Raw genomic sequence first — 14,504 nt, 5'->3', positions numbered from 1 at the left:
TTAGCGGCAGGGGCGGGCGGCCCGCAAGGGGGCGGATGGACGGCGCGGGAATGGGGCTCACGCGCCCGGCTCACCCTCGGGCCTCGCCCGCGCATCCCGTCCCATTGCCGCGCATGGGCCGCGCCTCTACGCTTCCGGTTCCTGCGGGAGGCGGCCATGGCGGATGGTCTGGTGCCCATCTCTTTCACCTTCACCCCGGCCGCCCGGCGGCGGATCGGGGCGATGGTCGATGGCGTGCAGGCATCCGCCCATCCGGTGCTGTTCTCGGTTGGCCTCACCGTCTCGCCGCTCGACAGCGGGGAGGCGGTGGAGACCGTCCACGTCTTCATCGAGCCGACGTGGCAGGGCGCGCAGATGCGCCCCTCCGCCCAGGCGGTGGACGGCCTGCTCATCCTCTATTGGCCCGGCCCGGACGAGGATGCGCGCCTCGCGGGACAGAGCATCGACCATGCGGCGGGGGACGGCTTTTTCCTGCGCGATCCGGTGAGCGGGCGCGACAACCGCTCAGGCTCCCTCGGTGGCTCGGACTGGCCGAGCTGGGCCGCGCGCGGGGCGCGGCTCGGTCCACTCGGCCCGCAGATCCGCTGGCCCGGCATGGCGCCTCTCGACGCGGTGCCCGACCGGGGTCACGCCGCCTCGCTTTTGCCGGATCATCCCGCCCCCGACGGCACCCGTGCGCCGCACCTTGAGGTGTCGAATGAGGCGCGCGCGGCGCTCGTTGCCTGCGCCGCCGCATGTCGCGCGGGCGGGGGCGCCGACGATCTTACGGGTGTGGTGCGACTCGATGCCGGCGCGCTGCTTTGGCTGGAGGGGGCGCTGTGCCGGGAGGTGGCGGTGGTGTTCCTGCGGCGGCAGGACGACGCGCCGAGCGGGATGTCTGGCCCAGCGGTGGAGGGGCTGTCCCTCGTGTTCTCGAACACGCCGCCGGGCCGGTGGGTCGACGGGACGCTGGATTACGTGCCGCGCCTTGGCTTCCTGCTGCGGCCTCTGGCGGACGGGATCGGGCGGGGACAGGGCAACGACAACGGCGGCAACGGCTGAGGTGTTCAGGCCGGGCCGCCGCCCTCACATCACCGCGGCCAGCCTTGGCGTCTCGTTGGAATTGGCGGCGCGGCCGTTCACCGGCAGGCGGACGATGACGGTGGTGCCGCGGCCCTCGATGGAACGGATGCGCATGGCGCCGCCGTGCAACTCCACCAGCGACTTGGCGATGGCAAGGCCGAGGCCCGAGCCCTTGTGGGTCTTGGTGAACTGGCTCTCCACCTGCTCGAACGGCCGCCCGATCCGCGCCAGCGCGTCCTTGGCGATGCCGATGCCGGTGTCCTCGATGGCGATCACCGCCGCCGCGCCGTTGATGCGCGCCTTCACCGCGATGTTGCCGCCCTCGGGGGTGAATTTCACCGCGTTGGAGAGCAGGTTCAGCAGGATCTGCTTCAGCGCCCGGCGGTCGCCCTTGATGGCGAGGTTGGGGGCCGCCGCCATGGTCATGGCGATGTTCTTCTCGTCGCCGTTCACCGCCGTGACGCGCAGGGCGTCGGCGATGATGTCGTCGAGGGCCAGGTCCTCCACCTCCAGCTGCATGCGGCCGGCCTCGATCTTCGACATGTCGAGGATGTCGTTGATGACGTCGAGCAGGTAGGTGCCGGAGCCTTTGATGTCGGTGCAGTATTCGGCGTATTTCTCCGAGCCGAGCGGGCCGAACATGCCGCTCTCCATGATCTCCGAGAAGCCGATGATGGCGTTGAGCGGCGTGCGCAGCTCGTGGGACATGTTGGCGAGGAACTCGCTCTTGGCGCGGTTGGCGTCCTCGGCCTTGTTGCGTTCTTCCGAATATTTCTCCGCCAGTTCCGCCAGCTGCTGGGCCTGGTGCTCCAGGGTCTGCTGGGACTTGCGCAGGTCCGCCACCAGCGCCATCAGGCGCTTCTCGTTGTCCATGAGGCGCTCCTCGTGGCGCTTCATGGTGGTGATGTCGGTGCCGACCGAGACGTAGCCATTGTCCTTGGTGCGGCGCTCGGCGATCTTCAGCCAGCGGCCGTTGGAGAGCTGGGCCTCGAAGGCGCGCGAGCCTTCCTCGGGCTTGTCCTCGGGCTTCAGCGGGGTGCGGGTGATGGGGTGGCGGCCGACGGAGGCGATCACGTCGAACGGGGTGCCGGCGTGGATGGCCTCGTCGGGCAGCTCGTGCAGGGACTGGAACTTGGAATTGCACAGCACCAGCCGGTTCTGGCTGTCCCACAGCACGAACGCTTCCGAGATGCTCTCGATGGCGTCGCGCAGGCGCATGTCGGCGGTCACCGTGCGCTCGGCCATGCGCTGGGCCTCGGTGACGTCCATGGCGATGCCGATGAGGTGAGGGCCGTCCTCGCCCTGCTGCTGGACCACTTCGGCGCGCATGCGCAGCCATACGAAGTCGCCCTTGGCGGTGCGCATGCGGAACACCCGGTCCACCGGCGTGCCCGGCCGCTCGGCCAGCTCCTGCGCCAGCTCGTAGAGGTCGCCGTCGTCGGGATGCACGAGCTTGGCGATCTCGCCGAAGGACACCAGCTCGTCCTTGCGCTCCAGCCCGAGGATCTCGAACATGGTGTCGGACCAGTACATGCGGCCGCGGGCCATGTCCCAGTCCCACATGCCGCAACGGCCGCGGTTCAGAGCCGTGTCGATGCGCCGGCGCACGGTGTCGTAGATGGCGTCCGCTTCGCGCGCCCGGCTCGCCTGCCAGTGGAACGAGAAGCCGAGGATCAGCAGCACCGTGCCGGTGGTGGTGAACAGCGTCACCGTCAGCGTGGTGGAATCCGACCAGGATGCGAGCGCCCGCTCGGTGGGCTGGAGGAACACGATCTGCCCCAGCGGCGCCGACAGGTTGCGCACCGTGGCGAGCGCGGTGCCGGTGCCGAACGGCACTTCCAGCACCCCGGCGCGCTCGGCGAAGATGACGAGGGGCTGGGCCGGGTCGATCAGGTCGGCAAGGTTGGCCGGCGCCTCGCTGCGGGGCGCGGAGGCGATGATGCGGCCCTGGGCGTCGGTGACATAGGCGCGCCGCCCGCTCTCGGTGGCGCGGGGCGGCAGGCTCTCCTCCAGGGCGGAGGGCACGCGGGCGAGGGAATTGCCGGCGCGCAGGGTCAGGCCCTCGGCGGTGGCGAGGGCGAGGAGGGAGAGGTCGTCCTTGGCGTTGTTGAGCTCGGCCACCCGATGGGCGTGGATCTGCACTACCGCGCCGACCCCGATCACCACCAGGAAGGTGACGATGAGCGCCGGGACGATCCTGCGCAGGACCGGCTCCGCATCGAGCAGTCGCTGGTAGGCAGGGCGCGCGATCGACCGTGCCAGACCTCGAATGGCTTGGTCGCGCGCGCCGACGCTCGCAGCGTTGGCGCGTGCCATCGCCGGTCTCCTCCGGGTGTCCGGGGGCCGTTGAGCGGCCTACTGCTCTTGAGCCCCCACGTCCTAGATCTGGAGGGACGTGCCGCATCTCTCCGAATCGAGCCCATTGGAATCGAATCGGGGGGCTGTTGTCTAGAGTCCAGCCGAGTCAAGAGGCGAATAAATACGGCCACGCCTTGGTTTCCGCCGGTTTGCGGCACGGTGGACAACGCATCCGGGCACCCTCCGGCGCAGCGACGCTGGGTCGCCGTGGACGGGGCGGCAGCGGGGTGCTTCTGTGCCGTCCCAAACAGGAGGAAAACATGACCGACATCTGGTTCAAGGCGGGTGAAGCAACCGTTCTCGCAGCGGAAGGGCAGGCCACCGACGCCATGCCGGAAGTGCTGATCGGCTCCGTGCGCGGTCCGGTGGGGCAGGCGGTCGCCTCCATGATGGGGCAGGTGCAGGGCCACACCCGCATGTTCGTGGTGCGCGACCTGAACCAGCTGGTGCGCCCGCTGACCATGATGACCACCAAGGCCACCATCCACACCGCCGAATATGTGGACCTCCTCGGCGGCGTGGTGCAGGCCGCCATGGGCGACGCCATCATCGATTGCGTCAGCGAGGGCATCCTGCCCAAGGACGAGGTGGACGAGCTGGCCATGATCATCATGGTGTGGCTCGACCCGCGCTGCGCCGAGGACCCGGACCTCGACAAGGCCGACCTGTATCGCACCAATTACGAGGCGACCAAGCTCGCCATTTCCCGCGCCATCAAGGGCGAGCCCTCCATCGACGAGCTGATCGCCAACCGCAAGAGCGTCAAGCACTACGCCCTGGAAGGGGTGATCGACTACTGAGGGCAAGGCGCCGTCCGGGGCGGGAGGAGGTGGCTTCCTCTCGCCTCGCCCGGCGGAATGCGCCGGCACGCAAGCGGCGCCCCACTCAGCTGTTACGGCCGGTTTCGGGCATGCGCACGGCATAGATCACGAAGCCCAGGGCGGCGATGGCCGAGAGGGTGAGGAAGGCGGCGGAATAGCCCGCCCACACGATGGTCGCCCCCGCCAGCGACGCCGACAGGGCGGCGCCGAGGCCCTGGGCGGTGGCGATGGCGCCCTGGCTGATGTTGAAGCGGCCGGTCCCAAAGGTCAGGTCGGCGACTACCACCGGGAACAGCGCGCCATAGATGCCGGCGCCCACGCCGTCCAGGCACTGCACCGCGAACAGCCAGTACGGGTCGTTGGAGACCGGATAGAGCGCACCGCGCAGGGCCAGCACCCCGAAGGCGGCGAGAAAGATGGGCTTGTGGCCCCAGGCATCCGCCTTGGTGCCCACCATCATGGCGACGGGGACCATCACGCATTGGGCCACCACGATGCACAGGGCGATCAGGGAGGTCGCCTGCTCACTCCCCACCACCTTGGTGAGCAACTGGCCGGTGGAGGTCAGCATGGCGGCGTTGGAGAGGTGGAAGAGGAAGCACAGCACCGCGAACAGCAGCAGGGTGCGGTTGGCCAGCAGCACGCCGAGGCTTGAAGGCTTCTCGGTGTCGCCTTTCTCGTGGGTGAGGCCGCGGGCCCGGGTGTCGTCGATCTCCGCCCGCGGCACCACCAGCATGGCGCCGATGCTGAGCACGGCGAGGGCGCCCATCAGCCAGAACACCACGATGGGCCCGAACAGCAGCGCGGTTCCTGCCGCTATGGCTGCCGCCATGGCATTGCCGGCATGGTTGAAGGCCTCGTTGCGCCCGATGCGCCGGGAAAATGCCTTCGGCCCCACAAGCCCTAGGGTAATGGCCGACAGGGCCGGCGGAAAGATCGCCCCGGCGATGGCGGCGAGGGACTGGGTGCCGGCGACCAGGTAGAAATTGGAGATCAGCGGCAGCGCGAGGCAGGAGAGGGTGACCGCCAGCGCCGCGCCGATGATAATGGCCGGCTTGTTGCGGCTGTTGTCGATCAGCGCGCCGGCGGGCGTCTGGGCGATCAGCCCGACGAGGCCGGCGATGGTCATGACGAGGCCCACCGTGGCCTCGTTCCACCCCTGGTCCGGCCCGCGCACAGCGATGAGATAGATGGCGAGATAGGGCCCGAGGCCGTCGCGCACGTCCGCCAGGAACAGGTTGAGGGCATCAAGGCCAAACGCTGCCCGGCGGGAGGGGCCGCCGCCCGAGGCATCTTCCTGCCGCAACTCATGCGTTTGATCGAGCATCGACCCCCCCGGTTTAGGTGCCGCAGCGGAATGGTTTCGCCCGTGCAGGACGTGCGGCACCGGTCCGGCTCAAGGTGTCCGCCAGGAGGTAACGCCGCGACGTCGGGCGGGGTCCGGGGCTGTGATGGATTTTTACCCGCGTGACGCCTGCTGCCGAGTTCGGTGCCGCCTGAGGCGGGTCGGGTTTTCGGCTTCCCCCGGGGAGAGGAGTGTCGATGGCTGAACCGTCGCCCTTGCCGTTGCCCGCTACCTGCGCAGAGTGCTCCCGTCTCATGACAGCGTCATCCCATTGGCTGGAAAATGCTTTAGGTCACGTTGACGTTGGTGGAGCCGGTCCAAGCTCTCCACTAAGCTCGACGCACGCGCGGCGCATCGGGGGCTCGTATCATCCGATCGCGTCCGGGCTTCGTATCGAGTGCATGGATGTCGCCGAGCCCAGCCTGTTTGCTCTCCCGCTCCCCCCGTCGCACCGGGCGGGTCCGCCTGTCGGCGTGCGGCCGCGCGTGCGGTTTGCGGCCCCGCCGGCCGGTTCGCCGGCCATGAGCGCCGTCCAACCCGAGCCCCGCGCGGGCGCTGACATGAGCGCTCTGGTCGTAGCCATCGCGCGCACCGGGGACCGTGAAGCCTTCGCACAGCTGTTCCGCCATTTCGCGCCCCGGGTGAAGGCGTTCCTCATGCGCAGCGGCCTTTCCGCCAACGCGGCGGAGGAGCTGGCGCAAGAGACGCTGCTGATGGTGTGGCGCAAGGCGTCCTATTTCGACCCGGCCCGCGCCGCCGCCTCCACCTGGATCTTCACCATCGCCCGCAACCTCTCCATCGACCTGAAGCGCCGCGAGCGCCACATCAGCACGGTGGATGCGGACACCGCCGACGAGGAGGCCGACGAGACCTCCGGCGAAACCATCCTCATGGGCGCCGAGCGTGATGCGCGGGTGCGGGCGGCCCTCGCCAAGCTCTCCGAGGAGCAGGCCACCATCGTCCGGCTCTCCTTTTTCCAGGAGAAGCCCCATTCGCAGATCGCGCAGGAGCTGGGCATTCCGCTCGGCACCGCCAAATCGCGCGTCCGCCTGGCGCTGAGCCGCCTGCGCACGCTGCTGGAAGATTTGAAATGAGCGTCCATTCCCATCCCGGCGATGCGACCCTGCTGCGGTATGCGGCAGGCACGCTGCCGGCCGGGCCGGCCCTGCTGGTGGAGATCCACCTTCAGGGTTGCCCGCACTGCCGCGCGGCGGTGCGCCGGTTCGAGGCGGTGGGCGGGGCGCTGCTGGACGCCGCCGAGCCGGCGGCTCTCGGCGCCGACGCTTTCGCCCGCACCCTGGCGCGGCTTGGACCCGCGCCCGTCTCCGGGGGTCTGACGGGCGGTGGCGCCCGGCGGGATCATCTGGAGGCGGCCTTCTCCGGACCGGCCGCCGCGCCGCGCCTTCCCGAGGGGCTGGTGCTGCCGGACGGCGTCCGCCTTCCGCGCCCGCTCACCTCCCGCCGCATCGGCGCCATGATGCCGGTGGCGCCCGGCGTGCGCGTGGGGCGGGTGCATGTGCCCGAGGACGGGCAGTCCAACGTCTTCCTGTTCCAGATCGGGCCGGGCCGGGCCATTCCCCGGCACACCCACGATGGGACAGAATACACCCACGTCGTCTGCGGCGGCTTCAGCGACCCGTCCGGCCATTACGGTGCCGGCGATCTGCTGGAGGCGGACGGGGACGTGGAGCATTCACCGCGCGTGGACGATGACGGCACCTGCATCTGCCTTGCCGCCTTCGAGGGTCGCCTGCGCTTTCGCGGCCTGCTGGGCGTGGTGCTGCGGCCGTTCCTTTGAGAGCGCTCAAAAGGAATTGCGGGGCACGCCCTTCTTCACCACCGACAGGGCACGGGAGAGGTCGGTCGCCAGCGCCGCCTTCTGGTCCGGCCCCAGAAAGCGCCCGACCGGCACGGTGCGCGGGCCGCTGACGAGGGCGACATCCAGCGTGCCGTGGTCCTCGTCGTCCTCCCGCGTCAGGCGGGTCCAGAACGGGTTGAGCCGGGTGATGGTGCGCCGCCCGCGCGCCGGCTCGCGCCGCACCTCGATGACGCTGGGGGTGACGAGGATATGCTCGCGCGCCCGTGCCGAGCGGAAGCTGGCGCGGAAGGCGACGTAGATCAAAAGCACGTCGAGGCCGAAGAAGCCGAAAATGGGCCATGCCCCCATGGCCAGGAAGGCAAGCCCGGTGACGAGGCTGACGCTGCCCACGCCCAACATCACCAGGCGAAAGCCGCGCGGCGTGAGCGAGCGATGCGGGGCAAGCGTCACCGCATAGACGACGGGTTCCTCCGGGAACCCCGCGTCCCCTTCGGGTGCGGTATCACGGTCGCTGGCTTGGGGCATTGGCGAACAGTATACCGGAAAAATGCCGCGCAAGATCACCCCGCCCAAACCTTCCGTTGCGACCGAGGCAGCAGCCGCCAAACCCGATGCCGCCACACCCGGCGTTTCCGCACCGGCAAATCCGCGTGCGGCGCCGGCATCTGCTTTACCGGCTGCGAAAGCCGGGACGGGGGGCGGCGAGGCTGGAGCGAAGGACAAGGCCCGAGCAGGTGCGGCCAAGGGGGCTGCCAAGTCCCCGGCCAAGGGTGACGCCAAGGGTGGCGCCAAGGGTGCGGCCCAAGCTACGGCCCAAGCTCCCGCCAAGGTTCCCGCCAAGGTTCCCGCCAAGGCTCCGGCCAAGCCGGCCGCCAAATCCGCACCCTCCGGCAAGCGCAAGCCGGCCACGCCACCACCCGCCAGCCCCGCGCCCCGCCGCAACAAGGCGGTGGCCAATGCCGCCGCCGCCGCCCACGGCAAGACGCTCCTCGTCTGGAGCGAAGAGGAGATCGCCGAGGCCTTCGCCCGCTTCGAGGCGCAGGATCCCGAGCCCAAGGGCGAACTCAACCACACCGATGCCTTCACCCTGCTGGTTGCCGTGGTGCTCTCGGCACAGGCCACCGATACGGGGGTCAACAAGGCCACCACCGGCCTGTTCGCTGCCGCCGCCACCCCCGCCGCCATGGTCACGCTCGGCGAGGAGGAGGTGGCCCGCCACATTCGCACCCTCGGCCTCTATCGCGGCAAGGCGAAAAATGTGGTGGAGCTGTCCCGCCTGCTGCTGGAACGCCATGCCGGCATGGTGCCGCGTGACCGCGAAGAGTTGGAGGCGCTCCCGGGGGTGGGGCGCAAGACCGCCAATGTGGTGCTGAACATCGCCTTCGGCGCGCCGACCATTGCGGTGGACACCCACCTGTTCCGGGTGGCAAACCGCACCGGCCTAGCGCCCGGCCCGACGCCGCTGGCGGTGGAACTGGGCCTGGAGGCGCGCATCCCCGACCGCTTCAAGCTGCATGCCCACCACTGGCTGATTCTGCACGGCCGCTACATCTGCAAGGCGTCCAGGCCCGAATGCGGCCGCTGCATCATCGCGGATCTCTGCCGCTGGCCGGAGAAACGCTTCTGAGGGGGCTCTCAGAGCCTCTTGAAGATCCGCCGCGATCGGTGTTTTCAGCCCTTTATCAGTATTTAAAACCGTCATGGCCGGGCTTGTCCCGGCCATCCACGCGGCGCGGGCTGGAACGATTTTCGCAACCTGCCCCAAGCGGCTAGGCGTGGATACCCGGAACTCGGGTGTTCCCGAGTTCCGCTTCCGGGGAGCCGAAGTCGGCAACAGCCGACTTCGGGGACAAGCCCGGGCATGACGAGCGTGAGCGCGGGAATACCCCTGAATTTCGACAGGCGGGCGCCTCAGCGCATCTCCGCCAGGAAGGCGCGCACCTCGTCCGGGTTCACGTCCTTGGCCACGAAGGCCTCGCCGATGCCGCGCACCAGGATGAAGGTGAGCGCGCCGCGGCTGACCTTCTTGTCCTGGGCGATGAGGGCCATCAGCCCGTCCGTGTCCGGCAATTCGCCCGGCACGTCGGAAATCTTCGTGGGCAGGCCGGCGGTTTCCAGGTGCCGCACCACCCGCGTCACGTCCTGTCCCGGGCACAGACCGAGTCGCGCCGAGAAAGCGAAGGCCAGCGCCATGCCGATGGCGACGCCCTCGCCGTGGAGCAGGCGGCTGGAATAGCCGGCGCCCGCCTCCAGAGCGTGGCCGAAGGTGTGGCCGAGGTTGAGAAGCGCCCGGTCGCCGGTCTCCTTCTCGTCGCGGGCGACGATGGCGGCCTTGGCCATGCAGCTCGCCGCCACGGCCGAGATGCGCTCCGGCCCGCCATTGATGACGCCGGCGAAGTCGCGCTCCAGCGTGTCGAACAGGGCGCGGTCGCCGAGCAGGCCGTATTTCACCACTTCCGCATAGCCGGCGCGCACCTCGCGCACGGGCAGGGTGTCCAGCGCTGCGGTATCGGCCAGCACCAGCACCGGCTGGTGGAAGGCGCCGACCAGGTTCTTGCCCTGGGGCGAGTTGATGCCGGTCTTGCCGCCGACGGAGGAATCCACCTGGCTGAGCAGGGTGGTCGGCGCCTGCACCACGTCCACCCCGCGCCGCAGCACCGAGGCGGCGAAGCCCGCGAGGTCGCCCACCACGCCGCCACCCAGCGCCAGCACCAGGTCGCGCCGCTCGATGCGGGCGGAAATCAGGCCTTCCACCACCTGCTGGAGGCCGGGCCAGCCCTTGGTCTTCTCGCCCGGCTCCACCACGATGGCCGTATGGTCGATACCGGCGGCGGATAGCGAGTCCTGAACCGTCTTCAGGTGCCCGGCGGCCGCCACGTTGGCGTCGGTGACGATGGCGACCCGCGCGCCCTTGCGCAGCACGGTCACATGGGTGCCCGCCTCGGCCAGCAGGCCGGGGCCGATATAGATGTCATAGGGCCGCCCGGCCAGATCCACGCGCACGGTGCTGCGGGTGATGTCGCCGACGGGCAGGGGCTCGGGCTCGGCATGGGCCAGATCGGCGGGGCCGAGGGCGGCGGGACCAATGGGGGCGGACATGGAACGGGTCCCTTCGGGATACTGGATGAGATGGCGGTGCACGGCGCCGATCACCTCTTCCACCACCATCTCGTGCACCACGTCGCGGCTGTCCACGATCACGTCGGCGAGGGCGTAGGTGTCGCCGCGCTGCTGCAGCAGGGTGGCGAGCTTCGCCGCCGGGTCGCCCTGGGCGAGGAGGGGGCGGTCGGTGCGCTTCTTCACACGCCTGAGCAGGGTGTGGAGGTCGGCACGCAGCCAGACCGAGACGCCCTGGCGGGCCACCGCGTCGCGGGTCTCGCCGTTCATGAAGGCGCCGCCGCCGGTGGCGAGCACGCTCGGGCCGGACTGGAGCAGCCGCGCCACCACCCGCTTCTCGCCCTCGCGGAACTCCACCTCGCCACGGCGGGCGAAGATTTCCGGAATGCTCATGCAGGCGGCGCGCTCGATCTCCTCGTCGGCATCCACGAAGGGCAGGCCGAGCCGCTTGGCGAGCCGGCGGCCGACCGACGACTTGCCGGCCCCCGGCATGCCCACGAGCACGATGGAGCGGCGCCCGAGACGGCGGACCATGTCGGCAGGCGTCACCGGAGCAGGTGTCACCGGGGCAGGTGTCACCGGGGCAGGTGTCACCGGGGCAGGCGTAAGGGAGGCGGGCGCGGCCTCGGCGGCTTCGCTGGTCCCGGCTTCGGTGCTCTCGGTGTCCCTGCGGGACGGGGGGCTGTTCTGGGTCTGCACCCGCGCCTTCCTCGCTGCGGCGGCTTGGCCGTGCGCATGCAAACCTGCGCGCGAACGGCGGACCGGACGGGTGCGGCTCTAGCATCCGCAACGCGAGCCGGCAATGCGGTTGAACAAGACGGCCCGGCGTGGCACCTCTCGGCATGAGGGGCCGCGCGGGTCGATTCGCGGCCCGGCACGAGGAGGCGAAGGTGCCGACGCTCTTCCGCTTGCTGGCGGTCCTGGCCGTATTGTGCGGCCTCGCCTATGCGGCCCTCTGGGCGCTCGCCAACAAGGTGGAGCCGCAGCAGCGCGAGATCACCTTCACTGTTCCCGCCGAGAAGATCGGCAAATGAGCGGCGAAGGGCTGCCCCAAAATGGGCCGCCCGAAGAGGGGGCGCCCGAAAAGGCATCTTCCAGGAAGGACCTTGCCGCATCCGGGCCGCTGGCGCTGTTCCTGGACATGCAGGCGATCGAGCGCGGCGGCGGGCCCAACACCCTCGACGCCTATCGCCGCGACCTGACCGACCTTGCCGAATTCCTCGCCCCCGTGTCCCTCGCCGAGGCTGACACCAGCGAGATCCGCGCCTATCTCGCGGACCTGTCTGCGCGGGGCTTCGCCGCCACCACGGTGGCGCGGCGGCTGTCGGCCCTGCGCCAGTTCTACCGCTTCCTGTTCGCCGAGGGCCACCGCGCCGACGATCCCGCCGCCGTGCTGGAAGGCCCGAAGCGCGGGCGGCCCCTGCCCAAGGTGCTGAGCGTGGCCGAGGTCACCCGCCTCATCGATGCCGCCCATGCGCGCGCCGCCCAGGCCGAGGAGAGCCTGAATGCGGGGCAGGGGGGCGAAGGGCAGGGCGAAGAGACGCCGGGGGCGGGCGCGGCGAAGGCCGGTCGCGCCGAGCTGCTGCGGCTGCGGCGGGTCGCCTGCATGGTGGAGCTGCTTTATGCCAGCGGGCTGCGCGTGTCCGAGCTGGTGGCGCTGCCCGCCGCTGCCGCGCGGGCACAGGGGGAGGCCATCCTCGTCACCGGCAAGGGGCGCAAGGAACGCCTCGTCCCGCTCTCCGGACCGGCGAAGGTGGCCATGCAGGCCTTCCTCGCCACGCGGCGAGCGGCGGGGCTGGAGGCCTCGCGCTGGCTGTTTCCGTCCGGCAGCGAGAGCGGTCACGTCGCCCGCCAGCAGGCGGCACGGGACCTGAAGGAGCTGGCACTGGCGGCGGGGCTCGATCCGGCGAAGCTGTCGCCCCACGTGCTGCGGCATGCCTTCGCCAGCCATCTTCTGGCCCATGGCGCGGACCTGCGGGTGGTGCAGACCCTGCTCGGCCATGCCGATGTCTCCACCACCCAGATCTACACCCACGTCCTGGACGAGCGCCTGAAGAGCATGGTGCGCGACCTGCACCCGCTGTCGGACGAATGAGCCGTCAGAACCGCGTCACCACGGCGGCGAGGTCGGGGCGGGGGCGGTCTTCCAGCTTCTGGGTGGCGGTGCCGATATAGATGAAGCCGGTGATGCGCTCGAAGCTGTCCAGGCCCAGCGCGGTGCGGGCTTCCGCGTCATAGGTCGGCCATTCGGAGAGCCAGGTCGCGCCATAGCCGAGGGCGGCGGCGGCGATCAGCAGGTTCTGGCAGGCGGCGGCCGAGGACAGGAGCTGCTCGAACTCCGGGATCTTCACATGGGGCGCGGCGCGCGAGACCACCGCCACCACCACCGGCGCGCGCAGGAAGCGACCGCGCTCGTCCTCCAGCCGCTTTTCCGACACGCCGGGATCGGCTGCCGCCAGCACCTCGGCGAGCTTTGCTCCGGCGCGGGCGCGGCCTTCGCCCTCGAACACGATGAAGCGCCACGGCGCGAGCTTGCCATGGTCCGGCACGCGGGAGGCGATGGTGAGGAGGGTGTCAAGCTCCTGCGCCGACGGGCCGGGCTCGATCAGGTCGATGACGCGGGAGGAGCGACGGGTGGCGAGGAGTTCGAGGGCGTCGGGCATGGGGCAATGGCTCTGCTGAAGAATGGAAAGGCGCAAGGCGGGTAGAGCGGCACCATAAGGGCAAGTGCCGCCGGTTTGAACAGGGCGCGGGCCAGCGAGGGTGTGGCCGTGAAATTCCGACCGGCTGCCGTTTCCCCTGCGGGCGAGCGCGCGGTTCCTGCACGGCGGGACGAAGCTGACGCAACGGCGCCGACTTGAATCCGCCCCGAATATTGTGCACGTCAGCACACATGATCCGCTTCGCTCGCGCTTTTGGCCGCTCTCCTGCCGTTCGCTGCCCCGTGCCGCGCCGCCGGGGGCTGCGGCTTGCGGCGCTCCTGTGCGCCGCGCTGGCCGTGGCCGCGCCGGCGCTCACCGCCCCGCGCGATGCCGCTGCGCAAACCATGCAGTTCCTCGGCCCCCCTGCCGCGCCGCCGCCGGCCGGGCCGTTCCAGACTCCGCCCAACACGCCGCGCCCGGCGTTCCAGGCTCCCGGCGGAGGCGCGCCCGGCCTCGCCCCGTCGAGCCGCGAGCCCCATGCGGTGCTGCCCCAGGCCCCGCCCGGCAAGGCGGCGCTCGGCGTATTCGCAAGATTCGGGGCCGATGGCGCACCGATCCCCCGCGGCTTGGTCTGGCGCGTCTTCGCCGACCAGCCGGAAAGCACCGGCGCGTTCCCGCTGGTGGCGGAAAGCTCCGAGGCGACGCCGGTCTTCTTCCTCAATCCGGGCGGCTACATCGTCCATGTGTCCTACGGCTTTGCCACCGTGGCGCAGCGCGTGCAGATGGGGCCGCTGTCGCGCCGGCAGGCGTTTGAAGTGGCGGCTGGCGCCCTGCGCCTGTCCGCCGACGTGGACGACAAGCCCATCCCCGCCCAGAAGCTGACCTTCGACATCTTCGAGGGCTCGTTCCTGCAGGGCCGCACCTCCAGCCAGCCCTATTATCGCGGCGCCAGCGCCGGCGAGGTGGTGCTGCTGCCCGAGGGCACCTATCACGTGGTGTCCACCTATGGCGACGCCAACGCCGTGGTGCGCGCCGACGTGACCGTCGCTCCCGGCAAGCTCACCGACGCCACGGTCCACCACCGCGCCGCCCAGATCATGCTGAAGCTGGTGAAGGTGGCGGGCGGCGAGGCGCAGGCCGACACCCAGTGGACGGTGATCACCCCCGGCGGCGACACCATCAAGGAATCCATCGGCGCCTTCCCCACCTTCGTCCTGTCCGAGGGCGACTACACCGCCATCGCGCGCAAGGACGGCAAGAATTTCAGCCGCGAGATCAAGGTGGAAGCCGGCAAGAACCAGGAAATCGAGGTGCTGGCGAAATAGCGCGCCAGCGGGTCC

At 70.2% G+C, this 14,504-nt stretch carries 13 protein-coding genes; 8 read left to right on the top strand and 5 right to left on the bottom strand.

The window, feature by feature from the left end; genetic code table 11:
• The first annotated feature begins 156 nt into the window (after window positions 1–156).
• Complete coding sequence (locus tag V5F66_RS17735; protein ID WP_394094380.1) at window positions 157–1,041, top strand: hypothetical protein; 885 nt, start codon at window positions 157–159, stop codon at window positions 1,039–1,041.
• Between the two features lie 24 nt (window positions 1,042–1,065).
• Here V5F66_RS17735 and V5F66_RS17730 read toward each other — a convergent pair whose 3' ends face one another.
• Window positions 1,066–3,378, bottom strand: a complete 2,313-nt coding sequence (locus tag V5F66_RS17730) for a sensor histidine kinase (RefSeq protein WP_394094379.1) — start codon at window positions 3,376–3,378, stop codon at window positions 1,066–1,068.
• A 302-nt stretch (window positions 3,379–3,680) separates the two neighbouring features.
• Between V5F66_RS17730 and fae the strand changes: the two genes are divergently transcribed.
• A complete protein-coding gene (gene fae / locus V5F66_RS17725; RefSeq protein WP_012113651.1) occupies window positions 3,681–4,220 on the top strand; it encodes a formaldehyde-activating enzyme in 540 nt (179 codons plus the stop codon).
• Between the two features lie 85 nt (window positions 4,221–4,305).
• Here fae and V5F66_RS17720 read toward each other — a convergent pair whose 3' ends face one another.
• Window positions 4,306–5,568, bottom strand: coding sequence for an MFS transporter (locus tag V5F66_RS17720; protein WP_394094378.1), 1,263 nt, complete (start codon window positions 5,566–5,568; stop codon window positions 4,306–4,308).
• Window positions 5,569–6,146: 578 nt separating this feature from the next.
• Here V5F66_RS17720 and V5F66_RS17715 point away from each other — a divergent pair.
• Window positions 6,147–6,680: a sigma-70 family RNA polymerase sigma factor gene (locus V5F66_RS17715; protein ID WP_394094377.1), complete on the top strand. Its 534-nt coding sequence runs from the start codon at window positions 6,147–6,149 to the stop codon at window positions 6,678–6,680.
• On the top strand, window positions 6,677–7,384 hold the full coding sequence (locus V5F66_RS17710; RefSeq protein WP_394009061.1) for a ChrR family anti-sigma-E factor: 708 nt from the start codon (window positions 6,677–6,679) through the stop codon (window positions 7,382–7,384). Before V5F66_RS17715 ends, V5F66_RS17710 begins: the two co-directional genes overlap by 4 nt.
• Before the next feature lie 6 nt (window positions 7,385–7,390).
• Here V5F66_RS17710 and V5F66_RS17705 read toward each other — a convergent pair whose 3' ends face one another.
• Window positions 7,391–7,930 (bottom strand): DUF2244 domain-containing protein, encoded by a 540-nt coding sequence (locus tag V5F66_RS17705; protein ID WP_012113655.1) that lies wholly within the window; start codon window positions 7,928–7,930, stop codon window positions 7,391–7,393.
• Between the two features lie 424 nt (window positions 7,931–8,354).
• On the opposite strand from V5F66_RS17705, the gene nth reads away from it, so the two are divergent.
• Complete coding sequence (gene nth, locus V5F66_RS17700) at window positions 8,355–9,032, top strand: endonuclease III (RefSeq protein WP_394001377.1); 678 nt, start codon at window positions 8,355–8,357, stop codon at window positions 9,030–9,032.
• Window positions 9,033–9,316: 284 nt separating this feature from the next.
• Here nth and aroB read toward each other — a convergent pair whose 3' ends face one another.
• Window positions 9,317–11,056, bottom strand: a complete 1,740-nt coding sequence (gene aroB / locus V5F66_RS17695; RefSeq protein WP_394094451.1) for a 3-dehydroquinate synthase — start codon at window positions 11,054–11,056, stop codon at window positions 9,317–9,319.
• A gap of 356 nt (window positions 11,057–11,412) precedes the next feature.
• On the opposite strand from aroB, the gene V5F66_RS17690 reads away from it, so the two are divergent.
• Together V5F66_RS17690 and V5F66_RS17685 are read left to right on the top strand one after the other, a co-directional pair.
• Complete coding sequence (locus V5F66_RS17690) at window positions 11,413–11,556, top strand: hypothetical protein (RefSeq protein ID WP_049776111.1); 144 nt, start codon at window positions 11,413–11,415, stop codon at window positions 11,554–11,556.
• Complete coding sequence (locus V5F66_RS17685) at window positions 11,553–12,617, top strand: site-specific tyrosine recombinase XerD (RefSeq protein ID WP_394094376.1); 1,065 nt, start codon at window positions 11,553–11,555, stop codon at window positions 12,615–12,617. Before V5F66_RS17690 ends, V5F66_RS17685 begins: the two co-directional genes overlap by 4 nt.
• A gap of 4 nt (window positions 12,618–12,621) precedes the next feature.
• Here the strand turns inward: V5F66_RS17685 and V5F66_RS17680 are convergent, their stop codons facing one another.
• On the bottom strand, window positions 12,622–13,185 hold the full coding sequence (locus V5F66_RS17680; protein WP_012113659.1) for a nitroreductase family protein: 564 nt from the start codon (window positions 13,183–13,185) through the stop codon (window positions 12,622–12,624).
• Between the two features lie 230 nt (window positions 13,186–13,415).
• Between V5F66_RS17680 and V5F66_RS17675 the strand changes: the two genes are divergently transcribed.
• Complete coding sequence (locus V5F66_RS17675; protein WP_012113660.1) at window positions 13,416–14,489, top strand: hypothetical protein; 1,074 nt, start codon at window positions 13,416–13,418, stop codon at window positions 14,487–14,489.
• The last annotated feature ends 15 nt before the right edge of the window (window positions 14,490–14,504 follow it).

This window comes from Xanthobacter versatilis (genome assembly GCF_043193975.1).
GTDB classification, from domain to species: Bacteria; Pseudomonadota; Alphaproteobacteria; order Rhizobiales; family Xanthobacteraceae; genus Xanthobacter; species Xanthobacter autotrophicus_E.
This window is presented reverse-complemented; position numbering and strand designations above follow the sequence as displayed.